Below are 26405 nucleotides of genomic sequence, written 5' to 3' on the forward strand. Positions count from 1 at the left end.
AAAGCACAAGCAAGGCGGACATCTATCGCGCATGCGACCTCTTTAAAGTAAGTCCGCCCGCATTGCGCGTTTACTTGGTCAGGATCAGCTTGTCGTTGCGGGTCAGCCGCAAGTGGTACTCGCCGCCCTGATGCTGGATCACCAGTTCGCGTGCCCCAGCCAGCAGCGCATGACTGGAGACATGCCGTGTCGCTGTGGACGCGGCTGCGGACGACGGCCGCCGTAACGCCGCCGGTGGTTGTGGAAGTGACAAGGGCAAGGAGATGGCAGGCGTCGACATGGCAGATTCCGCAGGAAGTCAGTGGCAATCAAATAATAATGATTCTCATTTAACTGTCAACTGTCCCTGCGCGCACCCTCCCGCCACAACCGCTCAAACCGCCTCGACGACCTTCCGGATCTGCTGCGCAATCCCCGCATCCATTCGCGGCAACAGCTCAAGTGCATCGAGGTTATGTTCCAGCTGCTCGCGCCGGCTGGCGCCCAGCATCACAGTGGAAACATGCTCATTGAGCAGGCACCAGGCAATTGCCAGCTGCGCCAGGCTGACGCCGAGCTCATCGGCGATCGGCTGCAGCGCGCGCACCTTGTCGATGCGTTCGTTGCCGTGGCCGAGCACGCTCTCGCGCAGCCACTCGTAACCCGGCTGGGTCAGCCGCGAATCGGCCGGCACGCCGTCGTTGTACTTGCCGCTCAGCAAACCGGATGCCAACGGCGACCAGATCGTGGTGCCCATGCCATAGGCGGCATACAGCGGCGCGTACTCCACCTCCACCCGTTCGCGATGCAGCAGGTTGTATTGCGGCTGCTCCATCACGGGTGCGTAGAGGTGGTTGTCCTTGGCGATCCGGTGCGCTTCGTGGATTGCTTCAGCCGGCCATTCGCTGGTGCCCCAGTACAGCACCTTGCCTTGGCGGATCAGCGTATCCATCGCCGCCACCGTTTCCTCGATTGGCGTATCAGGATCGGGGCGATGGCAAAAGTACAGGTCCAGGTAATCGACGCGCAGGCGCTGCAAGGCCTGGTGGCAGGCTTCCATCACGTGCTTGCGCGACAGCCCGCATTGGGTCGGCAGCGGGTGTTCCGCCGCGCCGAAGAACACCTTGCTGGAGACGCAAAAGCTGTCGCGCGGAAAGCGCAGGTCGGCCAGCACGTCTCCCATCACCTGTTCGGCCACGCCTTTGTTGTAGACCTCCGCGTTATCGAAGAAATTCACGCCGCGGTCGTGCGCGAGTGCAAGCAGGTCACGTGCCTGGGTTCGGCCCACCTGCTTGCCGAAGGTGACCCATGCGCCGAACGACAACGCGGAAAGCTGTAAACCGGATTTACCAAGACGGCGATAGAGCATGGGGAAGACTCCTGCGGGAAAGAGGAACCGCCAGCATGCCAACGGTCGTGCGGCGTCGTCCATCGAAATTGTGATCGGGTCGCTGCTCACGCTACCGCATACGTTCCAAGCGCCCGCGCAAGATAATCGAACAGCAGGCGCGTCCGGCGGCTCGCCTTGAGATCCTCGTGCATCACGAGCCAGGTGTCGAGGTCAAACGCGAAAGCTTCCGGCAGCAGATGGACCAGACGGCGATCACGTCGGGCAATCGCGCACTGGCACACTCCGATGCCGTAACTGGCGCGGATCGCCGCCAGCTGCGCCAGATCGCTGTCGCTGCGAAGTGCAAAATCCTCGCGATCGAATGGCAACTTGCTCCGTATCGCACGTAGCGCCGGCGTCTCGTGATCGAACCCGATGAGCGCGTGCTGCGACAGATCCGCCAGCGTGCGCGGCTGACCATGCGCCTTCAGGTAGCCCCGATGCGCATGAAGGCCCACTGGAATCCGCCCGATCCGCCGTGCCACCAGCGCGCCCTGGGCTGGACGCAACATGCGTACGGCAATGTCCGCATCCTTGCGCAGCAGATCCTCGGTCTGATTGGACAGCGAAAGCTCGATCACGATACCCGGATGCTGCTGGCGAAAGTCGGCCAGCATCGGCGGTAACACCTCGGCGCCGATCACCTCGCTGCAGGTGACCCGCACCACCCCGCGCACCTCGTGATTGCTGCCCGAGGCGGCACGGCGCAATGCGGCAGATGCCGCCGACATCGCCTGCGCGTGCGCGACCAGCTCGTGACCGAGATCGGTCGGCGTCAGCCCCTGCGGCGAGCGGGTGAACAACGCCACGCCCAGCGCCACCTCCAGTTGCCGGATGTGACGTCCGAGACTGGGCTGGGTCATGCCCAACGCACGCGCCGCAGCAGACAGGCTGCCCTCGCGCATCACCGCGAGGAAGGATCGGTACAGCTCCCAGCCAGGTTCGTCGATACCCATGCATTTATGTATAGCAGAAGTTCGTTCTTGGTGGATTTTCTTTCGCTCATGCCACGCCCATGCTTGAGCCATCTTCATCAGCACGAGAACGGCATGAACACATCACGCAAGGCTCTGATACTCGGCGCCACCGGCGGTGCCGGTGGCGAGATAGCCGCGGCGCTGCTGCGTCGTGGCTGGATGGTGCGCGGACTGGTTCGCGATACCGCCAGGCCACAACTGTCAGCGGATATCGAATGGCTCGCCGGTGACGCCATGAACGCCACCGACGTGGCCCGCGCAGCGCGTGGCGTCGACGTCATCGTCCACGCGGTCAATCCGCCGGGCTACCGCAACTGGAAGCAACTGGTACTGCCTATGCTCGACAACACGATCGCAGCCGCACGGGCAGCCGGCGCGCGCATCGTGCTGCCTGGCACCGTCTACAACTACGGACCGGACGCGCTGCCGCTGCTAGGCGAAACCTCGCCGCAACAGCCGCTTACACGCAAGGGTGCGATCCGAGTGGAGATGGAGCGTCGCCTGGAACAGGCGGCGAAAGATGGCGTGCACTCGTTGATCCTGCGCTGTGGTGACTTCTTCGGCCCACAAGCCGGCAACAACTGGTTTGCGGCGATAGTGAAGCCGGGGCAACCGGTGCGTTCGGTGAGCTATCCAGGCCAGCGCGAGCTGCCCCATGCCTGGGCCTACCTTCCCGACGTCGGCGAAACCGTGGCGCGCCTGCTGGAACGCGAGAGCGAACTGGCCGTGTTCGAGCGGTTCCACTTTGGTGGCCACTGGGTAAATGGCAACACCATGGCCGATGCCATCCGCCGCGTCGCGGACAATCCGAAGCTACCCATGCGCGCCTTCCCGTGGTGGCTGGCGACACTCGCCGCGCCGTTCATGACGCTATTCCGCGAATTGCGTGAAATGCGCTATCTGTGGCAGCAGCCGTTGCAGCTGGACAATCGCAAGCTGGTCAAGCTGCTCGGTAGCGAGCCGCATACGGAACTGGACCCGGCCATCGAGACGACCCTGCGCGGACTGCGCTGCCTGCCTCTCTCCGATGCTCCGCACGAGGCGAAGCGGATCCATGTCGTATCCTGATATTTTCAATCCAGCAGCTACCGCGCCAATGTGATCGCCGCAAAAATGCCGGCGACCACGTCACCCCCCGTTACGCCCATACCGAGAACTTTCCACGAACTTTCGAGTCGATTCACACCGTATGCCCGGTAGCTCTCGCCAAGCTGGGCCCACCAAGGGGAGAACGATCTTGAACAGAAAGTCCTGGAGCGCATGTCGTGCTGCCATGTTCGCAGCATTGGCCAGTATCGTTTCGATGACTGCCGCTGGTGACGTGACGCCTCCGCAGCGCATCCCCGACAGCTACGCGCAGCCAGGCACACTGGTGAGGCTCGCCCACGGGCGCCAGCTCAATCTTCGCTGCGCCGGCAGTGGCCCGCAGACGGTGATGCTGGAGGCCGGCTCGCATACCGACTCGATCACCTGGTTCCGATTGCAACCGCTGCTAGCGGCTTCCGCCAAAGTGTGTTCATACGATCGGGCCGGTTACGGTTTCAGCAGCGCCGGCCCCCTACCACGCGATCTCGACGCCGATGTATCCGACCTGCATAACCTCGTACACCACGCGGGCCTGAAGACGCCTCTGGTCCTGGTGGGTCACTCGCTGGGCAGCAATATCGCTCGCCGCTATGCCCAGCAGTATCCGGCGGACGTCAGTGGCCTGGTACTGATTGATCCGCCCGCGCAAAACATCGCCGCGTTCGCGCCCAGCTGGGCCAAGGACGAAACTGCCATGAACGCGCGGCGCTTCGATTTCATCCGTCAATGCGAGGCCAGCGCCGAGAAGCATGCTCTGACGTCACCGCCACCCGAACTCAGAAGCTGTGTGGCCGGTGGCAATCCGCTCGCCAGCGACAAGGTCAATGCCGCGACCGCTGACTACAAGTCCAAGCCGGCGTTCTGGCGCAGCTTGTTGTCCGAGCTGCAAGACAATGAGGTGGTGTTCGGCCAACCCGTATCACCCGATGAAAAGCACGGTTCGCTGCCCTTGGTCGTGCTGACCGCAGCCAACACTTACGCCGATGCTCCCCAGGCGGTGCGCAAGTCACTGGAGGTTGCCCGCAACCTGACCCAGGCGAAGATCGTTGCCACGTCTACACGCGGTGAACGACTGTCGGTGGACAACACCTCCCACGATATCCAGTTGGACCAACCGCAGGTGGTCGCCGAGGCCGTCATCAAGGTGCTGCAGCAGACAGGGACAGCGACCACCAGATAAGAGGCCAAGGACGCTACGCACATCACAAAAAGTCGATGCGCCTCAGTGTGTCCACGACAGGGTGAGGCCCAGCACGACAGCGGCAAAGACACCGGCGACCACGTCGTCGACCATCACGCCTATGCCACCCTTGAGATGCCGGTCCAGCCAGCTGATCGGCCACGGTTTCCACACGTCGAACAGGCGAAACAGCACGAAGCCGGTCAGCAGCATCCACCACGCGAATCCGTTGGCCGGCAGCAGCGCGGGCAGCATCAGCGGGATCAGTGCAATCCACTGGCCGATGAATTCGTCCCACACCAGGCTGCGGTGATCATCGACGCCGACCGCACGCCCGGCCACGTTGCACGCCCACACACCGATGGCAAAACCGAACAGCAGCACGAGCAGATAAATCGGGAGCTGCAACTCGCGCAGCAGCAGCCATGGCAGCAGCGCTGCCAAAGAGCCGAACGTGCCCTGCGCCACCGGCGTCAGCCCCGAACCGAAACCGCAGGCCAGCCAGCCCGCGGGCGTGGCCAGCAAGGCGCGACGTTGTTCAGCGCTGAGGGTCTTCTTGGCGCTCAAGCGAAATGCTCCCAACCTGATCGATCCATCTTCATCCATTCACTATCTGCGCCACGCACACGCACACCGGCGCCTTCCACGATGCGACCGATCCGCGTCACGCCACAGCCGAGTCGCGAGAGATCCGACTGCACATCGACCAGCCGTTGCGCCGGCACGGTAAAACACAACTCGTAATCGTCACCGCCGCTGAGTGCGAAGTGCAGCGCCGCCGCCTCATCGTGCAGGCCCAGCAACGCCGAAGAGCGTGGCAACAGCGCCGCCTCGATTTCCGCACCAACGCCACTGGCTGTGCAGATATGGCCGAGATCGGCGAGCAGGCCATCGGAAATGTCGGCGCAGGCGCTCGCCTGTCCGCGCAACGCAGCACCAGCGGTGAGTCGCGGCACGGGCCGATTGAGCCGTTCGATCAGAAACTCGCGCAGATTGCTGCGCGGGTCGTCATCGCGCCAGGGATGCTGCAGGGCGTGCAGCCCGGCCGCAGCATCGCCCAATGTGCCAGTGACCAGCACTGCATCACCAGCGCGCGCACCCGCACGCGTGAGTGCCTTGCCCGGCGGCACAAAGCCGTGCACGGCCACGCTGATGCAGAGGGGGCCGCGGGTGGTGTCGCCGCCGACCAGGGCAAGCCGGTGCGGCTGTGCCAGTCGGGCGAAGCCTTCGGCAAAGCCTTCGACGAAGGCGACATCGGGCGTCGGCAGCGTCAGCGCCAGCAGCGCCCAGGCCGGGCTCGCGCCCATCGCGGCCAGATCGGACAGGTTCACTGCGAGCGCTTTCCAGCCGATATCAGCCGCAGCCGTGCCATGCGGAAAATGCACGCCATCGACCAGGGTATCGATCGCCACCGCCAGCTCCTGTCCAGCAGGCACCGCGAGTACCGCAGCATCGTCGCCGATACCCAGCCGCACATCGTCGCGCGGCTGCGCCGTGTGACGGCGGATCAGTTCAATCAGATCGAATTCCATCAACGGATCGCCCGATGAGATGCTGGCTAGCGCGTAAAAACGAGGGTGGGACTGTCGTGGTAGACCGTCTGCTGCCACAGCCGAAATCCGGCTTTCTCGGCGACCCGGATCGAGGGCAGATTCTCGGGCGAGATGATGCATACCACGCGCAGCTCGGGGCGATGCGCCTGGCTCCAGGCCGTGATCGCCGCCACCGCCTCGCTCGCATAGCCGTTGCCGTGCGCCTGCGGCGCCAGCACCCAGCCGAATTCCAGCATGCCCTCCAGCGACGGCTGCATGTCGCGCTTGAAATCGGCAAAGCCGATATCGCCGATGTAACGGCCGCTGTGCTTTTCCTCGACCGCCCAGTAGCCGTAACCGAGCAGACTCCACAGCCCGACGTACTGCAGAAGGCGCTTCCACACTTCCTCGGCCGTGAACGGGCGACCGCCGATGTACCGGACGACCTCGGGATCGGACCAGATCGCCGTACAGGCAGCATGATCTTCCGCGCGGTGTGCACGCAGCCGCAGCCGTTCGGTTTCGAGCACCGGCACCAGTCCGGCCGACGGCACTCCTGCCATGGCCGCCGTCATCAGCCCCGCTTCTCGACAGTACGCAACTCGGCAGCGAGCTTGTCCAGCACGCCGTTGACGTAGCTGTGGCCATGGTCGGCGCCGAAACGCTTGGTGACCTCGATCGCCTCGTTGATCACCACCCGGTACGGCACGTCCGGGCGAAACTTCAATTCATACGTGGCCAAGCGCAGTGCGGCGCGTTCGATCGGATCGATCTGCGCCACCTCACGGTCGATATGCGGGCGCAGGCACGCATCAAGTGCGTCGACGTTGGTCTCCACGCCGTGCAGCAGATCCTCGAAGTACTCGAGGTCGGCCACTTCCATGTCCTGCTCGTGACGGAACTGATCGATCACCGCATTCATGTGGCTGCCACTCATCTGCCACGCATACAGCGCCTGCAGTGCGCGGCGACGGGCGCGCGAACGCGCGGCGAGGTCGATGCCTTCCGGACGCTGGTTCATCACAGCTTCCCGTACAGATTGACCATTTCCAGCGCGGCGATCGCTGCGTCGGCACCCTTGTTGCCGGCCTTGGTGCCTGAGCGCTCGATCGCCTGCTCGATGCTGTCGGTGGTCAGCACGCCAAATGCCACCGGCACGCCGGAGCTGTACGCGGCCTGGGCCAGGCCCTTGGCGCACTCGCCGGCGACATAGTCGAAGTGCGGCGTGGAACCGCGAATCACCGCGCCCAGCGCGATCACCGCGGCGTACTTGCCGGAGTTCGCCAGCTTGTGTGCGGCCAGCGCGATCTCCCACGCGCCCGGCACGCGGATCAGATCGATCGCGTCGTCCTTCACGCCATGGCGTACCAGCACATCACGTGCGCCAGCCACCAGCGGCTCGACGACGAAGCCGTTGAAACGGCCAGCAACGATGGCAAAACGGCCTTTCGGCGTGGCGAAATCGCCTTCGATGATCTTCATGGATTGCAGTTCCTGTGGGCATAAGCCCATGCGGGCCAGCCATTTTACGGGTTTTCGAGCGGACTGGCCGGCACCGGTCGGTCGAAATGGGGATAACCAGCGAAATCCAGTCGCGCCTGGCCACCGGATACACGCAGCCGTGCCGGTACACCGAACGGCAAGGTGAACTTGTCCGGCTCGTGGCCGAACGGCAGGTTGGCGATCACCGGCACGCGCGTCAGCCGGCCGATCTGGGCAAACCCGGCGCTGAGGTCGTAACCGTTGTCATAGGTACTGGGCCGGCACGCGCTGAAGTCGCCCAGCAGCAGGGCGCGCTGCCGATCCAGCACGCCGGACAGGTGCAGCTGGTACAGCAGCCGCTCGATCCGGTACGGCGGTTCGCCGACGTCCTCGACGAACAGGATGCCGCCGTCGATCCCGCGACCATTGATGCCGGGAAAATACGGTGTGCCAAGCAGGCTGCACAGCATCGCGAGGTTGCCGCCCCATAGTGGCCCTTCGACATCCAGCTCGGTCTCGCCACCCGTGTTCCAGCTCGCCGTGGCCTGCGGCGCGGTGACTGTTTGCCAGAAATGCTGCCAGGTGAAATTGCTGAAGGCTGTGGCACCGAAGTCCGGCCCCAGCATCGGGCCGCCGAACGTGATCAGCCCACTCCGTGCATGCAACGCCATCTGCAGCGCCGTGAAATCGCTATGACCGACCAGCACGGTATTCGTGCCGATGAGGCGCTCATGCAAGGCGGCGTAATCGATGTACTCCAGCAGCCGCGTGGCGCCGTAACCGCCGCGGATCGACAACGCAATATCCGGCAGCTGTTCACAGGTCGCCAGTGCATTGAGGTCGGCGACACGCTGTACGTCACCACCGGCGTAACGCAGCTCGGTGCGTTCGAGCACATCGAGTCCACTCACTTCACAACCGGCTACCTGCAGCCGTTCGACGCCGCGCGCCATCGCGGCGCGGTCGTGCGGGTAGCCGGATGGAGCGATCAGGCGAATGGCGATATCGGACATGGGCGTCGTCAATAATGGGAAAGCTTGAGTATGGATGGCCGTAGTGGCTTGGTCGTGGCAAGACCATGTTCGACAGGAGGCTACACGTACTCGACCACTTCCAGATCAAACCCGGCCAGACCCACCAGTTTGCGCGGCGTACCCAGCACGCGCAGCTTGTGCACGCCCAGGTCGGCCAGCATCTGCGCTCCGAGACCGAGTTGGCGCCATTCCTGTTGCTGCACCTCTTCCGGCGCCTGCGTGCTGGGCTGGCGATTCAACCGGGCCAGCAAGGCTTCCGACGTATCCTCGCCGGACAGCACCAGCAGCACGCCGCGATCCTCGTCAGCGATCCGGCGCAGCGCCGAGGTCACGGTGAGGCCGAGGTCATCGCGCTTGAGGTGCAGCACGTCGGACAGCGTGTTGCGCACATGCACGCGCGACAGCACCGGCGCACCATCATTCACCTTGCCGCGCACCAGCGCGTAATGCAGGCCATGGCGGATCGCGTCGCGATAGGCGATCAGGCGGAACGGGCCGAACTCGGTTTCCACCTGTTCCTCGTGCACGCGCTGCACGGTCTTCTCGGTTTCCAGCCGATAGCGGATCAGGTCGGCGATCGAGCCGATCTTCAGGCCATGTTTCGCCGCAAAGATTTCGAGCTCAGGGCGGCGCGCCATTGAGCCATCCTCGTGCAGCACCTCGATCAGCACCGCCGCCGGCTCCAGCCCGGCCAGCGCGGCCAGATCGCAACCGGCTTCGGTGTGCCCGGCACGGGTCAGCACACCACCCGGCTGCGCGGTGAGCGGAAAGATGTGCCCGGGTTGGGACAGATCCTGCGGCTTCGCTTCAGCCTTCACCGCGACCTGGATCGTGCGTGCGCGATCGTGCGCCGAGATGCCGGTGGTGACACCCTCGGCGGCCTCGATCGAGACGGTAAAATTGGTGTGGTAAGCCGAAGTATTATCGCTGACCATCGGGCGCAGCCCCAGCTGACGCGTGCGCTGCTCGGTCAGCGTGAGGCAGACCAGTCCGCGCGCCTCGCGCACCATGAAGTTGATGTCTTCCGGCCGCACCATCTGTGCGGCCATGATCAGATCACCCTCGTTCTCGCGATCCTCGTCGTCGAGGATCACCACCATGCGACCGGCGCGGATGTCTTCGAGAATTTCGGGAATGGTGTTGAATGGCATGGGCATGTGGCCGGAAAAATAGTTGAGAGGAGTGAGGCGTGAGAGAAAGCGGAGAGCAGATTTCTGCTCTTACTCACTTCTCACTCCTCTAAATTTACTTCTGAATCAGGCAAATCCGTGCTGCTTGAGAAATGCCTCGTCCAGCCGCGGCGTCTCGCCGCTGGACAGCAGCCGTTCGATATAGCGCGCCACCACATCCACCTCGATATTCACCGCATCACCGACGCGGCGCACATGGAACGCAGTGTGCTCGACCGTATGCGGAATCAGGTTGACGCCGAAGCGATGACCCGCAACTTCGTTGACGGTGAGGCTGGTGCCGTCGATGCAGACCGAGCCCTTCGCCGCGATATAGCGTGAGATCGACGCAGGCACCTCGAACGTCCAGCGCTGCGAGCGGCCGTCCGGGGTGATCGACACCACCTTGCCGAGACCGTCGACATGACCCGACACCAGATGGCCACCGAGACGATCAGCCAGGCGCAGCGCCTTCTCCAGGTTCACCGGGTCACCAGCCTTCAGCTTGCCCAGCGAGGTCAGCGACAGCGTCTCGTTGGAGACATCCGCGCTGAAACCACGCGGCTCCAGCGTGACCGCGGTGAGGCAGACGCCGGACACGGCGATCGAATCGCCGAGTTGAACATCGGTGAGATCAAGGTCGGCCGTATCGACGGCCAGCCGCACGTCGCCGCCACTTGCACCTTTCCCGGTGCGCGGCTCGAGCCGCGCGATGCGACCAACGGACTGGATGATGCCGGTGAACATCAGCTCACCTCCTGCAGGAGGGCGATGTTCCGCATGAACAGGATCGATTTCATGAAACGTTTCCCGCGTTGGACAACAAGCGAAAAACGCCCTAAGGCATGAGGCCGACGCGCAGCCGCGAAGCCACGCATCCGACCGTCTTCTCTTTATCCGGACTGTGAGGAAACTGTCGCCAGCTTCCAACCGTCGGCTCCGGCATCTGACCGGATCTGCTGACCCTTGGCTGATCCATCATGGACCGGGCCAAGGCGCTCGCGGGCTTGTTGTAGGGGGTGAACCCTTCAACCTACCGCCGGTGGGGAGTTTCGCCCCGCCCTGAAGACGCTATGTGAGTTTTTGCCGGCTGGGCCGACTAACGCAGTCTAACACCGCCACGGCACCGTCTCCTGCAGCAGCGGCGAATGCAGTGTTCGCCACCACGCACAGTCAGCGCTCAGAACGGGCGCAGGCGCAGGCGCCAGTCATTGCCGACCTGACGCTGCTCGACCGGGCGCAGCTGCCAGCGCTCGGCCATGTCGGTAAGCGTGGGCAGCTGCAGCAGCGAGCGCGCACGGTCGCCCAGTAGCACAGGCGCGACATAGAGCAGTAGCTCGTCAACCAAGCCGGCCATGAACAACGCGCCGCACAGGGTCGGGCCGGCTTCGACATGCACTTCGTTACAACCGCGCCCGGCCAGCAGGGCGAGTACGGCAGCAAGATCGAGCGCTTCGCCCTGCTCCGGCACAACCGCATGCTCAACCAGCTCGAAACGATGATCCGGTGCAACCTTTGCCGCATGCAGCAGCAGACTCGGCGCCGCACCGTCCAGCACGTGGCTGCCGGCTGGCGTGCGCAGCTGGCGATCCAGCACCACCCGCAGCGGCGGGGTGAATGCCTCGCCAGACGGCAAGCGCACCGTCAACCGCGGGTCGTCGGCCAATACCGTGCCGATGCCGCTGAGGATCGCTGAGCCGCGCGCGCGCCAGCGCTGCACGTCGGCGCGTGCCGCTTCGCCAGTGATCCATGTCGATGTGCCGTTCGCCAGCGCGGTGCGGCCATCCAGGCTTATCGCCAATTTCACCCGCACAAACGGACGGCTGTACTCGATCCGGCTGAAGAAACCGATATTGAGTTCACGTGAGGCTTCGCGCATAAGGCCCGAATCGACCGTGATACCGGCCGCACGCAGTTTGCCAATGCCACGTCCGTCGACCTGCGGGAACGGATCCTCCGCGGCGATCACCACGCGTGCCACCCCCGCAGCGATCAGCGCATCCGCGCACGGCGGTGTGCGGCCGTGATGCGCGCACGGCTCCAGTGTCACGTAGGCGGTCGCGCCGTGCGCATGCGTGCCGGCCTCGCGCAGCGCGAACACTTCCGCATGCGGCTCGCCCGCGCGCTGATGCCAGCCGGTGCCGACGACATCGGCGCCATGCGCAATCACGCAGCCTACGCGCGGATTCGGTTGCGTTGTGAACAGGCCACGCTCGGCCAGCCGCAGCGCGTGCGCCATGTGTGCGTGGTCAATGGCCAAGAAGGCTGGCGCGTTCATGTGTCGGATTCCAGCGCGATGTGAAGCTTCTTAGGTGTGACACGCCGCCATGCATCCCGCAATAACTGATTCACCCACACCTCTTCCATCCCGGCAATGCGCACATGCGTCCAGCCATGTTTGCCCCAGCTCGGATCGGGTTCGAACAGATCGTCGGCCGACATGCGCAGCACGTCGAGTTCGTCGAGGGAAAACTTGAGAATGACGCGATCATCGCGACGGGAAAACTGCGCGAAGATCTTGCCGCGCACACGGAACGATGGCGTGCCGAAGTGATCGACCTCCTCCGCCTGCGGCAGCTGCATGGCAAGTTCGCGGAAGCGATCCAGCGTCACCATGCAAAGTCAGCCTACGCTCACTTGTCGCGCCTGCCGCCACCCAGCAGCGGCAACTGCATCTCGTCCAGCCCCGGCAGGTCGCGCTCCAGCTTCTCGATCTCCTCGCGGAAGGCGTGCACGTCCTCGAATTTGCGGTAGACCGAGGCGAAGCGCACATAGGCAACCTGGTCGAGGTTCTTCAGCTCGCGCATCACCAGCTCGCCGAGCTGGCGCGACGATATTTCGCGTTCGCCGCTGCGACGCAGGTCGTTGATGATGGTGCGCACCGCACTGTCGACATCATGGCTGGGCACCGGCCGCTTCTGCAGTGCGCGTTCGAAACTCACGCGCAGCTTGCGCTCGTCGAACGTCTCGCGCCGCTCGCCACTCTTGACGATCGTCGGCAGCTTCAGCTCGGCCGTCTCGAACGTGTTGAAGCGCTCGCTGCACTGCGGACACTCGCGCCGACGACGCACGGTGCTGCCATCCTCGGTCAATCGCGAATCGATCACGCGAGTGTCTTCGTGCTGGCAGAAGGGGCAATGCATGCTCAGTAAGTGTCGATCATCGTCTGCACGAAAGCACGCACCAGCGGCGGCAATCGGCCCTGCAACGCGCCACGCTCGTGCTGGAAGAGGGTGGCGATGAAGAAGGGATGGTCATCCAGTTCGATGCCGCGTACGTCGTCGGCATCGTCCACCGCGTTGATACGCAGCGGGCCACTGGCTAGTGCCTGGCGGAAATCCGGACTCAAACCGTAGTTGCAGTGATAACCCTCGACGATCGAGGTTGCTCCATAGGCTTGCGCCAGCCGTGAACCGGCGACGAGCTGCACCGCATCGGTGACCTCGACCAGCGAGCACAACAGCGGCACGATCACCTGACGCTGTGCCTGCGGTGCCGTTTCAGCGTGCTCGGCGTCGATCCAGCCCAGCACATTGCGTGCGTATTCGATCACCGCATGCTGGAAGCCGCCGCAGGTGCCCAGGAACGGAACGTGCCGCTCGCGTGCCACTTGGATCGCGGTGAGCGCGCCTTCCATGCTGCGATACGGGCTGGCCGGCACGCACCAGATGCCATCGAACTCGGCCAGCGCGGCACCATCACCCACCTGCTCGGTCGACACCCAGACCGGCTCGATCTCCACACCACAGGCATCGGCCGCCATCCCCAAGGCCAGCGGGATGGCGCGATGGGCGACCACATCATCATTGCGATCACCGATCAGTCCGATCTGCAAGGCATGCATGCCGGTGGGCTCAGCCGTACACCGGGTACTTCTTGCACTGCGCCGTGACGTTCGCGCGCACCTTGGCGATCACCGCTTCGTCGCCCGGCGCATCCAGCACGTCGCAGATCCAGTTCGTCAGCTCGATGCAGTCCGCTTCCTGGTAGCCGCGAGTGGTGACGGCCGGGGTACCCACGCGCAGGCCGGAGGTGACGAAGGGCTTGCGCGGGTCGTTCGGCACGGCGTTCTTGTTGACCGTGATATGCGCCTTGCCCAGCGCTTCTTCCGCGTCCTTGCCGGTGACGTCTTTGCCGATCATGTCGACCAGCATCAGGTGGTTTTCGGTGCCACCGGAGACGATCTTGTAGCCGCGCTCGATGAAGGTCTTGGCCATCGCCTTGGCGTTCTTCGCCACCTGGGTCTGGTAAGCCTTGAACTCGGGCTCGAGCGCTTCCTTGAACGCCACCGCCTTGGCGGCGATCACGTGCATCAGCGGGCCACCCTGGATGCCAGGGAATACGATCGACTGCAGCTTCTTCTCGATCTCTTCGCCCGCGTCCTTGGCCACGATGATGCCGCCGCGCGGACCGCGCAGGGTCTTGTGGGTGGTCGAGGTGACTACGTGCGCATGCGGCAGCGGGTTCGGGTACACGCCGGCGGCGATCAGACCGGCGACGTGCGCCATGTCGACGAAGAACAGCGCGCCGACCGAATCGGCGATCTGGCGCATGCGCGCCCAGTCGACCACCTGCGAGTACGCGCTGAAGCCGCCGACCAGCATCTTCGGCTTGTGCTCCGTAGCGAGGCGCTGCACCTCGTCATAGTCGATCAGGCCATCGGCATCGACACCGTACTGCACCGCGTTGAACAGCTTGCCCGAGATATTGACCTTGGCGCCGTGGGTGAGATGGCCGCCATGGGCGAGGCTCATGCCGAGGATCGTGTCGCCCGGATTGAGCAGCGCGAAGTACACCGCCTGGTTCGCCTGCGAGCCGGAATGCGGCTGCACATTTGCGTAGGTGGCGCCAAACAGCTGCTTCAGGCGCTCGATCGCCAGCTTCTCGGCGATGTCGACGTACTCGCAGCCACCGTAGTAGCGCTTGCCCGGATAACCCTCGGCGTACTTGTTGGTCAGCTTGGAACCCTGCGCTTCCATCACGCGCGGGCTGGCGTAGTTTTCCGAAGCAATCAGTTCGACGTGGTCTTCCTGGCGCTGACCTTCATCGGCGATGGCCTTGGCCAGTTCATCGTCATAACCGGCGATCGTGCAGTTCTTCGGAAACATTCGGGCCTCTGCGGGTAACAAGCGGGATGGAGCCGGAAAGTGTAGCGCCGGCGGGTGTTTGCGGCCACCGGCACGACCCAGGGCGGCAATCTCGGTCATTATTGAATGACATAATTTGAAATCTGTCATTCCAATTTCTAGTATGTCGACTCCCGCACCCCGGCCCACACCCCAGGACGACTTCGATGAAGCACCGCACCCTTGGCCGCAACGGCCCGCGCGTTTCCGCCCTCGGCCTCGGCTGCATGGCCATGTCGGACATGTATGGCATCAGCGATCGCAATGAAAGCATCGCCACCGTGCACGCCGCATTCGACGCGGGCATCACCCTGCTCGATACCGGCGACTTCTACGGCATGGGTCACAACGAAATGCTGCTTGGCGACGCGCTGGCCGGGCGGCCGCGCGACAGCTACCAGCTCAGCGTGAAGTTCGGCGCCCAACGCGGTCCGGACGGTGCATGGCTGGGTTACGACGCCCGCCCCGCCGCGGCGAAGACTGCGCTGGCCTACACGCTCAAGCGCCTGCGCACTGACTACATCGACGTGTATCGCCCGGCCCGTCTCGATCCCAACGTACCGATCGAGGACACCGTCGGCGCCATCTCCGAACTGGTGCAGGCCGGTTACGTGCGACAGCTCGGCCTGTCCGAGGTGGGCGCCGCGACCATCCGCCGCGCTCATGCTGTCATGCCGGTGGCCGACCTGCAGATCGAGTACTCGCTGATCTCGCGCGGCATCGAGGACACCATCCTGCCCGCTTGCCGCGAATTGGGCATCGGCGTCACTGCCTATGGCGTTCTCTCACGCGGCCTGATCAGCGGCCACTGGTCGAAGGAACGCTCCACCCATGCCGGCGATTTCCGCACGCACTCACCTCGCTTCCAGGGCGAGAACCTGGAACACAACCTGCAGCTGGTCGACGTGCTGCGTGGGCTGGCCGAGGCTCGTGGCGTCAGCGTGGCCCAGCTCGCGATCGCCTGGGTGCTGGCGCGCGGCGAAGACATCGTGCCGCTGGTAGGCGCGCGCAGCCGCGAACGCCTGAACGAAGCGCTGGGCGCGCTGCAGGTAACGCTCGACACAGACGACCTCGCCGCGATCGAGCGTGCCATGCCGCCCGGCTCTGCTGCGGGCGACCGCTACGCCGCCGCACAGATGGCGATGCTCGACAGCGAGCGCGACGCGCGCTGAAGCACGCCTACCCTTTCCGTCACCACCCGAGGAACATCACATGCACGTCATGGCATCACAAGACATGTACGCAATCATGGGCATCAGCGGCCAGGTCGGCAGCGCCGTCGCCAGGCACCTGCTGGACCGCGGCCAGCACGTCCGCGCGATCGTGCGCGACAGGGCGAAGGCGGCGGCTTGGGAAGCACAGGGCGCTGAAGTTGCCATTGCCGACTGGTCCGATGCGGGCGCACTGGCTGCTGCATTCAGTAACGTCGGCGGCGTGTTTGCCATGCTGCCGGCCAACTTCGCGCCCAGCCCCGATTTCGCCGAGTCGCGCGCCCTGCTGCAAACACTGACCACCGCCTTGCGCCGGGCGCAACCGCCCAAGATCGTCGCACTGTCTTCGGTCGGCGCCCAGCACCCGCGTGATCTTGGCCTTATTACCCAACTGCACCTGCTGGAGGAGGCACTCGACGCGCTGCCCATGCCACACGCGCATGTGCGCGCCGCGTGGTTCATGGAAAACCTGCGCTGGGACGTGGCACTGGCGCAGCGCGAGGGACGCCTCGTCAGCTGCCTGCACCCGCTCGATCGCGCGATACCAATGGTCGCCACCGACGACATCGGCCGCACCATCGCAACCACGCTCATCGAGACATGGCGTGGTCGTCGGGTGATCGAGCTGGAAGGCCCGCGGCGTTACAGCCCGCTCGACATGGCACAGGCGCTGGCCGCGGTGTTCGAGCGTGATGTCGAGGCGACCGCGTTGCCGCGCGCGCAATGGGCGGCGCGCTTCGAGGCCGAAGGCATGCCGGCCGGTCGTACGGGTCCGCGCATCGCCATGCTGGATGGCTTCAACAGTGGCTGGATCGGCTTCGAAGGCGGCGCGGTGGAGCACAAGCACGGCCATATCCCGCTGGGCTACGTGGTCGACGAACTCGTCAACGCCAGCCGCGGCGTGGTTGAATCCGTGGCATGAACGACTCCGCACTGACCCCTGAACGCATTCTCGCCGCCGCCGAGGATGTGTTGCGCCGCTACGGCCCTGGCAAGGCCACCGTGGTCGACGTAGCGCAGGCATTGGGGGTCAGCCACGGCAGCGTATACCGCCATTTCGCCAGCAAGGTCGCGTTGCGCGATGCCGTGTTGCGCGGATGGCTGGAGCGGGTCACCGCGCCGTTGCAGGCGATCGCCACCAGCCGCGCGGCCGCGCCTGCGCGACTGCGCCAGTGGCTGGGCGCGCTGCGCGAGATCAAGCGCGACAAGGTGCTGGGCGACCCCGAATTATTTGCCACTTACGGTGCGCTGGCCGCCGATGCGCGCGAGGTCATTGGCGAGCACGTCGAACACCTCCAGCAGCAGATCACCTCGATCATCGCCGCGGGCGTAGCCAGCGGCGACTTTCGCAAGGTCGATGCCAGGGCTACCGCGTTGGCGATCTTCGACGCCACCTCGCGCTTCCACTATCCCGGCATGGCCCACCTGTGGAGCGGCCCAGGCGAGGACGCAGCATTCGCGCAACTGCTCGATCTGCTGCTGGCAGGCCTGGCCCTGGCGCCAGCGCCAGCCAAGCGTCGCAAACCGACTGCCTGAGTTTCGACGCAGTCGCTATGATGCCGGCTCTATGCGGCCGTCCAACGGGTGGCTGACGCGATCCATCTTCGAGGAGGTGACCGCATGACGCTGGCTAATTCGCGCCCCACCCGCCGTCGCTGGCGCTGGCTCGCACTGCCCCTGCTTCTCCTGCCCTTTGCCCTCCTCGCCGGAACCGTCCCCGGCGTCGGGTTCCAGTCAATCCACATCCACGATCCGGTCGGCGGCGGCTCGATGCCCGGCTACGTGTTCTATCCATCGACCCAGGCTACAGGCACGACGGACGTCGGCCCCTACCACGTCGCCGCCAGCCGCGGCGCGCCGGCCATTCCCGGCGCCAAGCCATTGGTGGTGATTTCGCATGGCAATGGCGGTTCCGATCTGGGCCACCACGACCTGGCGACTTACCTGGCGAGCCATGGCTTCGTCGTCGCCACGCTCGAACATCCCAAAGACAATTTCCACGACACCAGCGGCGTCGGGCATGCCTCGGTCCTGGTCGGCCGGCCGATCCAGGTGAAGGCCACGATCAGTACCCTGCTGGCGGACCCACGCTGGAAAAGCCTGATCGACGCGAACCGCATCGGCGTCGCCGGCTTCTCGGCGGGCGGCTACACAAGCCTGCTGGTGGTGGGTGGGGTGCCGCAGTTCCAGCGCGTCCTCGACTACTGCCATCGCCATCCGGACGACCGGGACAACTGCGGCAACCTGAAGCAGCTCACCGCCGAGGCCACCAGCCACGGCCAGACCATCGAGCAGTATGCGGCGGCGCTGCAGCACAGCCTGAGCCGCTGGGGAAATACCGCCGACCCGCGCGTCAAGGCGGCCTTCGTGATGGCACCGCTGGGCCTGGTCTTCGACCGGGCCGGCGCTGCGACCATCGACCGGCCGGTGTTCCTTTACTACGGACAGGACGACCACGTACTCCCACCGCCGGAAAATGCCGCGCACCTGCGCCCGCTGATCCCCGCGCTGGTGGGCGTCAGGGTCGTACCGAAGGCGGATCATTGGGTATTCCTCAGCCCGTGTTCGCCCGAGCTGACGAAAGGCGCACCGGTCATCTGCAGCGACCCTCCCGGCGTCGACCGCGTGGCAGTGCATGCGCAGATCCAGGCCGATGCGCTGGCATTTTTCCGCAAGACGCTGGACGTGCAGACGCCTTGAGCGAAAGCCATGCCCGCGGCATACGGCGAGCCGCAGGAAATTAACCGGCGCCGGAAGGCGGCTCGAGGCCGGATCGGCGACGCCCCGCCACAGCATGGACCAGGGCATAGCTCACGATCATCAGCAGCAACCAGGCACCGAGCTTGGACGGCGGCACCATGCTCCAGCCGTTACGCTGCGACGGGTAGCGCCAGGCCGCCGAAAAAGTACCCACGTTTTCGGCGATCCAGATGAACGCTGCCACCAGCACGAATCCGAGCAGCAAGGGCATGCGCCGGTGCGCCTGGCGGATGCGGAAATGGATCCAGGTACGTCCGAACAGCAGCAGCACGGCGGCGAACAACAAAGGCCGCGCATCGGGCAAGAAATGATGAGTGAAAAAATTCGCATAGATCGCCGCGGCCAGTCCCAACGTCGCCACGGAAGAAGGGTGTCGGGTGAAGCGGAAGTCGAACAACCGCCAGGCACGCGCGATATAGCTGCCCACCGAGGCATACATGAAGCCGCTGAACAACGGCACGCCGCCAATGCGCAGCAATGATGGCTCCGGATAGATCCACGAGCCCATCGACGTCTTGAATACTTCCATCGCAGTGCCGACCAGATGGAATAGCAGGATCACCCCAGCTTCTTCGCGGCTTTCCAGCCGGGCGGCGATCAACATGATCTGGATCGCCAACGCCGCCAGCGTCAGGAAGTCGTAGCGGGCCAGCACGACCCCGCTTGGATAAAACATCCAGGTAAGCCACAGCAGACCCACCATGCAGCCACCGAACAGGCAAGCGGAGGCCTGCTTCGCGCCGAAACAGATGAGCTCGTGCAATGCCACGGCATGACCGCCACGCAAGCGGGTCCAGGCCGCGGCGCGATCATCCAGTTGCCGGATGATGCCGGGCCAGGTCAGAGGGCTGAAGAATTCCATTGTCCGGCTCCATGCATATGGCATGGGCACTCTGGCGGCTGTGGCTGACCAACCGCGAGCCAAAAGTGGCGAACCCATGACGATCGGCTCGCAATGATGCGACCAGGCGTCCGAAAGCCGTCACCGGGGCTCGGCCTTAACCCGCTATAATGCTGGGTTTGATACCCACGCCCTGCGCGTCGCCCGTCCACCCGGGCCGGCCACGCGCATGCCACGGAGCCAGCATGCAATACATCTACACCATGAACGGGGTCAGCAAGATCGTCCCGCCGAAGCGCCAGATCATCAAGGACATCTCGCTGTCCTTCTTCCCCGGCGCCAAGATCGGCCTGCTCGGCGTCAACGGCGCGGGCAAGTCCACCGTGCTGAAGATCATGGCCGGCGTGGATACCGACTTCCAGGGTGAGGCACGCGCACAACCGGGCACCAAGATCGGCTATCTGGCTCAGGAGCCGCAGCTCGATCCGGAAAAGACCGTGCGCGAAGCGGTCGAGGAAGGCGTGTCGGAGATTCTCGATGCGCAGAAGCGGCTGGAAGAGGTCTATGCCGCCTATGCCGAGGAAGGCGCCGACTTCGACAAGCTCGCGATCGAGCAGCAGAAGCTGGAAAACCTGCTCGCCGCCAACGACGCGCATGCACTGGAGCGCCAGCTGGAAGTGGCCGCCGACGCGCTGCGCCTGCCGCCGTGGGATGCCAAGATCGGTCCGCTGTCCGGTGGTGAAAAGCGCCGCGTGGCGCTGTGCCGCCTGCTGCTGTCCAAGCCGGACATGCTGCTGCTCGACGAACCGACCAACCATCTGGATGCCGAGTCGGTCGACTGGTTGGAGCAGTTCTTGCACGACTACCCGGGCACCGTGGTGGCGGTTACCCATGACCGCTACTTCCTCGACAACGCCGCCGAGTGGATCCTCGAGCTCGATCGCGGCCGCGGCATTCCATGGAAGGGCAACTACACCGAGTGGCTGGAGCAAAAGGGCGAGCGTCTGGCCCGCGAAGAAGCGGCCGAGAAGGGTCGCCAGAAGGCACTCGCACGCGAACTTGAATGGGTACGTTCGGCCGCCAAGGGCCGCCAGTCCAAGGGCAAGGCGCGTATCAACCGTTTCGAGGAACTGAACTCGGTCGAGTACCAGAAGCGCAACGAGACGAACGAGCTGTATATCCCGCCGGGCGAGCGCCTGGGTCAGGAAGTGATCGAGTTCACCAACGTCAGCAAGTCGTTCGGCAATCGCCTGCTGATCGACGACCTGTCGTTCAAGGTGCCGCCGGGCGCGATCGTCGGCGTGATCGGCCCGAACGGCGCCGGCAAGTCCACCCTGATGAAACTGATCACCGGCGTGGAAAAACCGGACCAGGGCGAAGTGAAGCTAGGTCACACCGTGCAACTGGCCTACGTCGACCAGTCGCGCGACAACCTCGATGCGAAGAAGAACGTGTGGCAGGAAGTGTCCGGCGGCGCCGACATCATCACCATCGGTCGCTACGAACTGCAGTCGCGCGCGTACATCGGTCGCTTCAACTTCAAGGGCACCGATCAGCAGAAGCTGGTGGGCAGCCTGTCCGGTGGTGAGCGCGGCCGCCTGCACCTGGCCAAGACCCTGATGCAGGGCGGCAACGTGTTGCTGCTCGATGAGCCGTCCAACGATCTGGACGTCGAGACGCTGCGCGCGCTGGAAGACGCGATGCTCGAATTCCCCGGCTGCGCGATGGTGATCTCGCATGACCGCTGGTTCCTCGACCGCATCGCCACCCACATCATCGCGTTCGAAGGCGATTCGCACGTCGAATTCTTCCCCGGCAACTACAACGAGTACGAGGCCGACAAGAAGCGTCGCCTCGGCGAGGAAGGCGCGCGGCCGCATCGGGTGAAGTACAAGAAGCTGGCGTAAGGCAACCCAAGACCGTCATTCCGGCGCAGGCCGGAATCCAGTCAGACAAATCGTGCGAAGCACACCTTGGCGGTGTCGTTTATCTCGGGCGATACGGTCACTGGATTCCGGCCTGCGCCGGAATGACGAACAAATACCGGAGACGACGATGCACTTCATGCAGTCACTGCAACAGGCTTGGACCCGCAATGATTCTCTGGTCTGCGTCGGCCTCGATCCGGAACCATCGAAGTTTCCCGCCCATCTGCGCGGCAACCCGGATGTGGTCTTCGAATTCTGCAGCGCCATTGTCGATGCCACTGCCGACCTGGTCTGCACGTACAAGCCGCAGATCGCCCACTTCGCCGCGCTGCGTGCGGAAGATGCGCTTGAGCGGTTGATCGCGCATATCCACGACAAGCATCCGGGCGTACCGGTGATCCTCGACGCCAAGCGCGGCGACATCGGCAGCACCGCACAGCATTACGTCAGCGAAGCGTTCGACCGCTATCAGGCCGATGCGGTCACGTTGAACCCGTATCTCGGTCGCGACTCGGTGCAGCCGTTCCTCGATCGCGCCGACAAAGGCGTGATTCTGCTGTGCCACACCTCCAATCCGGGCGCCGCCGATCTGCAGGATCTGGATGTGGGCGGGAAACCGCTCTATCAGCGCGTGGCGCAGATCATCGCGCGCGACTGGAATACAAACGGCAATTGCGCGCTGGTCACTGGCGCGACCTGGCCGGAACAGCTCGGCGAAGTACGCGCGCTGGTCGGTAACATGCCGCTGCTGGTGCCCGGCATCGGTGCGCAGGGCGGCGACGTGGAAGCGGTGGTGCGCAACGGTCGCAGCGCCGATGGCCGTGGCCTGCTTATCAGTTCGTCACGCGCGATCCTCTACGCCGGCATTGGCGAGGATTACGCGCAGGCTGCACGTGTCGCGACGCAGGAACTGCGCGACACGATCAATCGTTATCGCTGATAGTTGCCCGCTTTACTCGCCAAACCACTCGCGACATAGTCGATCTCCAGAGCCTCTCTGAGGGCGACGCATGCGCACCCCGATCAAAAACGACCGTCGCATCGATCACGCGCGTCGCCGCCTGTTGCAGGCGGCTGGCCTGTCGCTGGCAGCGATGGCCTGCCCTTTCCCACTGTTCGCACGCGATGGCGCACCCGCATCGCGCTCCCGCCTGATCCTGCTCGGCACTGCCGGCGGCCCGACGCCCAAGGCGGATCGTTCCGCGCCAGCAAATGCCATCGTGATCGATGGCATGATCTACGTGATCGACTGCGGCAACGGCGTGGCGCGACAGATGGTGAAGGCCGGGCTCGATCTCGGCGCGATCCGCAACGTGTTCATCACGCACCAGCATTCCGATCACAACGCCGACTACGGCAACCTGTTGCTGCTGGCCTGGGCTGGGCCGCTGCACACCCGGGTCGATACGTGGGGACCACCGCCACTCAAAGAGATGACCCGGCTGTTCCTGGAAATGAACGACTACGACATCCGCATTCGAATGGCCGACGAGGGTCGGCCAGCGCTGGCGCCGTTGATCGTGCCGCACGAACTGACTGCACCTGGCGTCGTGATGCAGGACGCGCGGGTAAAGGTCACCGCCGCCTTGGTGCAGCACCCACCGGTATCACCTGCGTTCGCCTATCGCTTCGATTGCCCCGACCGCTCCATCGTGTTCTCCGGCGACACGCGACCCTCCGAAAACCTGGTGGCGCTCGCGCACGGCGCCGACGTGCTGGTGCACGAGGTGATGTACCTGCCGGCACTGGACAAGCTGATCGCCACCGAGCCGAACGCCAAACGCCTGCGCGAACACCTGCTGGCCAGCCACACCACCACCGATCAGGTGGGGCGAATCGCCACCGAGGCCGGTGTGAAGACGCTGGTGCTTTCGCACTTCGTCCCCGGCGGTTACCCGCCGATTCCAGATGAAGTGTGGCGCGATGCAGTGGCGCCGCACTTCAAGGGGCATCTGATCGTGGGGCACGACCTGCTGGAAATCTGAAGTAAGTGGTGCGCAGCGGCCGCACCAGCAGCGGCAACGGCCTGTTGATCAGTTCCTCACGCGCGACTCTCTATGCCGGCAACGGCGAGGAGTTCGTCGCTACGGCTCGCGTCGCCACACAGCAATTGCGCGACACGATCAATCGTCGGTACCGGCGCGGCTGAACGCATTGCGCGCCAGCCAGCACAAGATTTCGATTATCCGGCCGCCGCGGTTTTGGCCGCCTGCAGCATCTTCGCCTTCAGATCCATCGAATCGGCCGCATCCAGCAGCGCACGCGCAAAGCTGCGCACCTCGGCCGGGCGCAAAGCGTACCAGTTACCGGTCTTGCTGGTTTCAGGCACATTGCGACCCGAACGGGACACGCAATGCGGCCGGAAAATCACCATGCCGGTGAGCGATTCCGAGCTGATATCCGCGGAAACAATCTGCATGTGCGTTTCGTCTTCTTTCTTCACCGAACCTCTCCCGGCGGATATCCGCCTGCCTGCAGCTTACGCTACCGAGAGTTCAACGGTTGTTGCGCGTATCGCCGCCGCCCGCGAGTTGTCGGATGCGGCACACTCAGCCAGTCGCGGAGATGGCCGTCGCGTCGCTGCGTGCCGGCGTTATCAGCCGCCCGCGCAACCAGCGCTCGCACGGCACCGATAGCCAGCGCTCCACCGCCGCACCCAGCAGCCAGCACAGTGGCAACGTCAGCAGATACCACAGAAAGCCATACCGGTACTCCGCACCGCTGAGCCTGAACAGCCACACCACCGGCGTCACCACAAACATGTGCGTGAGATAGATCTCATAGCTGAGCCGTCCCCACGATCGCAGCCAGTCCAGCGCCCGCCATGGATGCCAGTCTCCGCGGCGCCGACGTTGCTCGCAGGCCAGCAACAGACACAGCGCAGAGAGCGCCAACAGCAGCATGTAGCCGTCGCGCAGCAGGTGCCACATCACCGCGCCGTCGATCGTCGCCGCCACCAGACCGATTGCACCAAGCCACCCCAGCAAGATGATCGTGCGTGATGCCAGCGTGCGCGTGCGCGATGCCAGCAACGCACCAAGCACGCCGATCGCAATCGCCGACATGCCAGGCAGATAGGCCTTTTCCTGCCAGATCTCGTTGCCGCGCAAGGCGGCGTGCGTCCATGGCATCGACAGCGCGAGCAAGGCCAGCAGAGGTATCAACACCCAGCGCCGGCGCGTCAGCAGACAAACCAGCGGAAAGCCGATGTAGAACACTTCCTCGATCGATAGCGACCACAGCACGTCCCAGTTGCCTGGCAGGTAGCCGGTATGCCCTTCATACCAGTTCAGATGCAGACCGATGACAGCCCAGATGGCACCTGGCAAAGATTGGCCGGGGCGACTGATCGTGTAATCCGGTACTCCCAGCAGATGCAATACGGCGAGTACGGCAACCAGCACCAGCAGGCAGGGCACGATGCGGGCGAAGCGACGCGCATAGAACGCACGCAAGTCGATCCGCTCCAGTCCACCCCAGCGTTGCAGCGCATTGCCGGCAATCAGGAAACCGGAGATGACGAAGAACACGAAAACGGCCTCGTAGCCGTTGTAGTTCAGCCGGCTCAGAAACCACGTCGGCAGAACATCGGCCAGCGCGGTCTTCTTCAGCGGAATGCGCAGGCCGAGATGATTGAGGATGACGAAGAGAATGGACAGGCCACGCAGCAGGTCGATGCCGGGATTGCGAGGCGCCAGGCCAGCCGTTCCGGCGTCCGTTCCAGTCATAGCCGTCATCCGCCCCATGTAATCACCATCCCTCGCCGTGAATCGCGATAATGGTTGGAGTGCCGCGTGCCAGGCAAGCGGCTTGGCAACGTAATGGTGCGGTCAGCACGGCACCGTCATACTTGTTTCCCCCTACGAAAGGATCGACGCGTGAGCCTTTGGTTTTTGATCTTCCTGAGCGTGCTGCAGGGTGTCACCGAACTCTTTCCGGTCAGCAGCCTCGGCCATACCCTGCTGGTTCCCGCCTTGTTCGGCATGCATATCGACAAGCATGCGCCGCAACTGCTGCCGTTCCTCGTCGCACTGCATTTGGGGACCGCCCTCGCGCTGCTGTGGTATTTCCGCACGCGCTGGGTTGCGTTGATCCGTGGTTTCTTCGGCTCACTCAGCGGGCGCCGCAACGATGATGGCCACATGATGTGGGCGCTCCTCATCGGCACGATTCCGGCAGGCCTGGTCGGCCTGCTGCTGGAGAAACGACTCGAGCGCCTGTTCCATGACCTGCGCATCGTTGCGATCGCGCTGATCGTCAATGGCGTACTGCTGTGGCTCGGCGACCGGTTGCAGCGCTCGCGTGTCCATCGCGCCCCGGAAAAGCTCACCTTCCGACAGGCGTTCCTGGTCGGACTGGCGCAGATCGGCGCATTGATTCCAGGCTTTTCGCGTAGCGGTCTGACCATGATTGCAGGCAATGCCGCCGGGCTCACGACAGAAAAGGCCGCCGAATTTTCGTTCCTGCTCGGTACGCCGATCATCCTCGCTGCCGGCCTGCTCGAGGTGCCCAAGCTCTTCCATGCTCCGGACCAGCTCGCCGACGCACTCCTGGGTGGCGTGCTGACGATGATCGCCGCATGGCTGAGCATCCGTTTCCTGATGCACTACTTCGAAGGGTGTGGCCGGCTGGCGTCGTTCGGGGTCTACTGTGTTGTCGCGGGCGCAGCCTTTCTCGGCTGGTTCATGCTGCATCCACAGCCGGTTTGAG

General features: G+C 64.3%; 30 protein-coding genes and 1 riboswitch. Of the genes, 11 read left to right on the forward strand and 19 right to left on the reverse strand.

Translation table 11 applies throughout. The features are described 5' to 3' along the window. Positions 1-70: 70 nt before the first annotated feature. From GSQ75_RS02495 to GSQ75_RS02505, 3 genes are all read right to left on the reverse strand, one after another. Positions 71-280: a hemin uptake protein HemP gene (locus tag GSQ75_RS02495; RefSeq protein WP_158752944.1), complete on the reverse strand. Its 210-nt coding sequence runs from the start codon at positions 278-280 to the stop codon at positions 71-73. A gap of 93 nt (positions 281-373) precedes the next feature. After that, positions 374-1348 carry an aldo/keto reductase gene (locus GSQ75_RS02500; RefSeq protein WP_158752945.1) on the reverse strand — a complete coding sequence of 325 codons (975 nt, stop codon included), beginning with the start codon at positions 1346-1348 and terminating at the stop codon, positions 374-376. Positions 1349-1434: 86 nt separating this feature from the next. Further along, positions 1435-2325: a LysR family transcriptional regulator gene (locus GSQ75_RS02505; protein WP_158752946.1), complete on the reverse strand. Its 891-nt coding sequence runs from the start codon at positions 2323-2325 to the stop codon at positions 1435-1437. 93 nt (positions 2326-2418) lie between these two features. Here GSQ75_RS02505 and GSQ75_RS02510 point away from each other — a divergent pair, with 93 nt between their 5' ends. Further along, positions 2419-3414 (forward strand): NAD-dependent epimerase/dehydratase family protein, encoded by a 996-nt coding sequence (locus tag GSQ75_RS02510; RefSeq protein WP_158752947.1) that lies wholly within the window; start codon positions 2419-2421, stop codon positions 3412-3414. Between the two features lie 169 nt (positions 3415-3583). After that, positions 3584-4612, forward strand: a complete 1029-nt coding sequence (locus GSQ75_RS02515) for an alpha/beta hydrolase (protein ID WP_254058412.1) — start codon at positions 3584-3586, stop codon at positions 4610-4612. 42 nt (positions 4613-4654) lie between these two features. Here the strand turns inward: GSQ75_RS02515 and GSQ75_RS02520 are convergent, their stop codons facing one another. The 13 genes from GSQ75_RS02520 to glyA form a co-directional block, all read right to left on the reverse strand. After that, entirely contained in the window at positions 4655-5179 is a 525-nt protein-coding gene (locus tag GSQ75_RS02520; RefSeq protein ID WP_158752948.1) for a phosphatidylglycerophosphatase A, read from the reverse strand. Next, positions 5176-6144 (reverse strand): thiamine-phosphate kinase, encoded by a 969-nt coding sequence (gene thiL, locus GSQ75_RS02525; protein WP_158752949.1) that lies wholly within the window; start codon positions 6142-6144, stop codon positions 5176-5178. Before thiL ends, GSQ75_RS02520 begins: the two co-directional genes overlap by 4 nt. A gap of 26 nt (positions 6145-6170) precedes the next feature. Beyond that, positions 6171-6707 carry a GNAT family N-acetyltransferase gene (locus tag GSQ75_RS02530; RefSeq protein WP_254058413.1) on the reverse strand — a complete coding sequence of 179 codons (537 nt, stop codon included), beginning with the start codon at positions 6705-6707 and terminating at the stop codon, positions 6171-6173. Positions 6708-6718: 11 nt separating this feature from the next. Further along, positions 6719-7165 (reverse strand): transcription antitermination factor NusB, encoded by a 447-nt coding sequence (gene nusB / locus GSQ75_RS02535; protein WP_077515976.1) that lies wholly within the window; start codon positions 7163-7165, stop codon positions 6719-6721. Continuing rightward, the gene (ribE, locus tag GSQ75_RS02540) at positions 7165-7626 is read right to left on the reverse strand and encodes a 6,7-dimethyl-8-ribityllumazine synthase (RefSeq protein ID WP_158752951.1); all 462 of its coding nucleotides are present in this window, start codon (positions 7624-7626) and stop codon (positions 7165-7167) included. Before ribE ends, nusB begins: the two co-directional genes overlap by 1 nt. A 44-nt stretch (positions 7627-7670) precedes the next feature. Further along, positions 7671-8639: a muramoyltetrapeptide carboxypeptidase gene (gene ldcA / locus GSQ75_RS02545; protein ID WP_158752952.1), complete on the reverse strand. Its 969-nt coding sequence runs from the start codon at positions 8637-8639 to the stop codon at positions 7671-7673. An 80-nt stretch (positions 8640-8719) separates the two neighbouring features. Then, the gene (gene ribBA / locus GSQ75_RS02550) at positions 8720-9811 is read right to left on the reverse strand and encodes a bifunctional 3,4-dihydroxy-2-butanone-4-phosphate synthase/GTP cyclohydrolase II (protein WP_158752953.1); all 1092 of its coding nucleotides are present in this window, start codon (positions 9809-9811) and stop codon (positions 8720-8722) included. 105 nt (positions 9812-9916) lie between these two features. Next, the gene (locus GSQ75_RS02555; RefSeq protein ID WP_158752954.1) at positions 9917-10576 is read right to left on the reverse strand and encodes a riboflavin synthase; all 660 of its coding nucleotides are present in this window, start codon (positions 10574-10576) and stop codon (positions 9917-9919) included. Between the two features lie 133 nt (positions 10577-10709). After that, positions 10710-10903: riboswitch (FMN riboswitch) on the reverse strand. 106 nt (positions 10904-11009) lie between these two features. Then, positions 11010-12107: a bifunctional diaminohydroxyphosphoribosylaminopyrimidine deaminase/5-amino-6-(5-phosphoribosylamino)uracil reductase RibD gene (gene ribD, locus GSQ75_RS02560; RefSeq protein WP_254058414.1), complete on the reverse strand. Its 1098-nt coding sequence runs from the start codon at positions 12105-12107 to the stop codon at positions 11010-11012. Next, a complete protein-coding gene (locus GSQ75_RS02565) occupies positions 12104-12412 on the reverse strand; it encodes an MmcQ/YjbR family DNA-binding protein (RefSeq protein WP_158752955.1) in 309 nt (102 codons plus the stop codon). Before GSQ75_RS02565 ends, ribD begins: the two co-directional genes overlap by 4 nt. Positions 12413-12462: 50 nt before the next feature. Next, the gene (gene nrdR, locus GSQ75_RS02570) at positions 12463-12972 is read right to left on the reverse strand and encodes a transcriptional regulator NrdR (RefSeq protein WP_077446368.1); all 510 of its coding nucleotides are present in this window, start codon (positions 12970-12972) and stop codon (positions 12463-12465) included. Between the two features lie 2 nt (positions 12973-12974). Continuing rightward, positions 12975-13673 carry a CTP synthase gene (locus GSQ75_RS02575; protein WP_158752956.1) on the reverse strand — a complete coding sequence of 233 codons (699 nt, stop codon included), beginning with the start codon at positions 13671-13673 and terminating at the stop codon, positions 12975-12977. A 10-nt stretch (positions 13674-13683) separates the two neighbouring features. After that, the gene (glyA, locus tag GSQ75_RS02580) at positions 13684-14937 is read right to left on the reverse strand and encodes a serine hydroxymethyltransferase (protein ID WP_158752957.1); all 1254 of its coding nucleotides are present in this window, start codon (positions 14935-14937) and stop codon (positions 13684-13686) included. A gap of 185 nt (positions 14938-15122) precedes the next feature. On the opposite strand from glyA, the gene GSQ75_RS02585 reads away from it, so the two are divergent. The 4 genes from GSQ75_RS02585 to GSQ75_RS02600 all read left to right on the forward strand — a co-directional run bounded on the left by GSQ75_RS02585 (position 15123) and on the right by GSQ75_RS02600 (position 18866). After that, positions 15123-16127: an aldo/keto reductase gene (locus GSQ75_RS02585; RefSeq protein ID WP_158752958.1), complete on the forward strand. Its 1005-nt coding sequence runs from the start codon at positions 15123-15125 to the stop codon at positions 16125-16127. 40 nt (positions 16128-16167) lie between these two features. Beyond that, the gene (locus GSQ75_RS02590; protein ID WP_254058415.1) at positions 16168-17088 is read left to right on the forward strand and encodes an NmrA family NAD(P)-binding protein; all 921 of its coding nucleotides are present in this window, start codon (positions 16168-16170) and stop codon (positions 17086-17088) included. Beyond that, entirely contained in the window at positions 17085-17702 is a 618-nt protein-coding gene (locus GSQ75_RS02595; protein ID WP_158752959.1) for a TetR family transcriptional regulator, read from the forward strand. Before GSQ75_RS02590 ends, GSQ75_RS02595 begins: the two co-directional genes overlap by 4 nt. A gap of 84 nt (positions 17703-17786) precedes the next feature. Next, positions 17787-18866: a hypothetical protein gene (locus GSQ75_RS02600; protein WP_158752960.1), complete on the forward strand. Its 1080-nt coding sequence runs from the start codon at positions 17787-17789 to the stop codon at positions 18864-18866. Positions 18867-18906: 40 nt separating this feature from the next. Here GSQ75_RS02600 and GSQ75_RS02605 read toward each other — a convergent pair whose 3' ends face one another. Beyond that, positions 18907-19788 carry a DUF817 domain-containing protein gene (locus tag GSQ75_RS02605; RefSeq protein ID WP_158752961.1) on the reverse strand — a complete coding sequence of 294 codons (882 nt, stop codon included), beginning with the start codon at positions 19786-19788 and terminating at the stop codon, positions 18907-18909. Between the two features lie 224 nt (positions 19789-20012). On the opposite strand from GSQ75_RS02605, the gene ettA reads away from it, so the two are divergent. The 4 genes from ettA (at position 20013) to GSQ75_RS02625 (ending at position 23844) form a co-directional block, all read left to right on the forward strand. Further along, positions 20013-21674: an energy-dependent translational throttle protein EttA gene (gene ettA, locus GSQ75_RS02610; RefSeq protein ID WP_158752962.1), complete on the forward strand. Its 1662-nt coding sequence runs from the start codon at positions 20013-20015 to the stop codon at positions 21672-21674. Between the two features lie 148 nt (positions 21675-21822). Continuing rightward, positions 21823-22635 carry an orotidine-5'-phosphate decarboxylase gene (pyrF, locus tag GSQ75_RS02615; protein WP_158752963.1) on the forward strand — a complete coding sequence of 271 codons (813 nt, stop codon included), beginning with the start codon at positions 21823-21825 and terminating at the stop codon, positions 22633-22635. A gap of 70 nt (positions 22636-22705) precedes the next feature. Beyond that, positions 22706-23680, forward strand: coding sequence for an MBL fold metallo-hydrolase (locus tag GSQ75_RS02620; RefSeq protein WP_158752964.1), 975 nt, complete (start codon positions 22706-22708; stop codon positions 23678-23680). Positions 23681-23688: 8 nt separating this feature from the next. Next, entirely contained in the window at positions 23689-23844 is a 156-nt protein-coding gene (locus GSQ75_RS02625; RefSeq protein ID WP_158752965.1) for a hypothetical protein, read from the forward strand. Positions 23845-23877: 33 nt separating this feature from the next. On the opposite strand, the gene GSQ75_RS02630 is transcribed toward GSQ75_RS02625, so the two are convergent. Together GSQ75_RS02630 and GSQ75_RS02635 are read right to left on the reverse strand one after the other, a co-directional pair. Continuing rightward, positions 23878-24114 (reverse strand): hypothetical protein, encoded by a 237-nt coding sequence (locus GSQ75_RS02630; protein ID WP_158752966.1) that lies wholly within the window; start codon positions 24112-24114, stop codon positions 23878-23880. A gap of 130 nt (positions 24115-24244) precedes the next feature. Continuing rightward, a complete protein-coding gene (locus GSQ75_RS02635) occupies positions 24245-25423 on the reverse strand; it encodes an acyltransferase (RefSeq protein WP_254058416.1) in 1179 nt (392 codons plus the stop codon). Between the two features lie 150 nt (positions 25424-25573). Between GSQ75_RS02635 and GSQ75_RS02640 the strand changes: the two genes are divergently transcribed. Then, on the forward strand, positions 25574-26404 hold the full coding sequence (locus tag GSQ75_RS02640; RefSeq protein ID WP_158752967.1) for an undecaprenyl-diphosphate phosphatase: 831 nt from the start codon (positions 25574-25576) through the stop codon (positions 26402-26404). Position 26405 lies beyond the last annotated feature (1 nt).

It is taken from the genome of Dyella sp. S184 (assembly GCF_009766065.1).
GTDB lineage: Bacteria > Pseudomonadota > Gammaproteobacteria > Xanthomonadales > Rhodanobacteraceae > Rhodanobacter.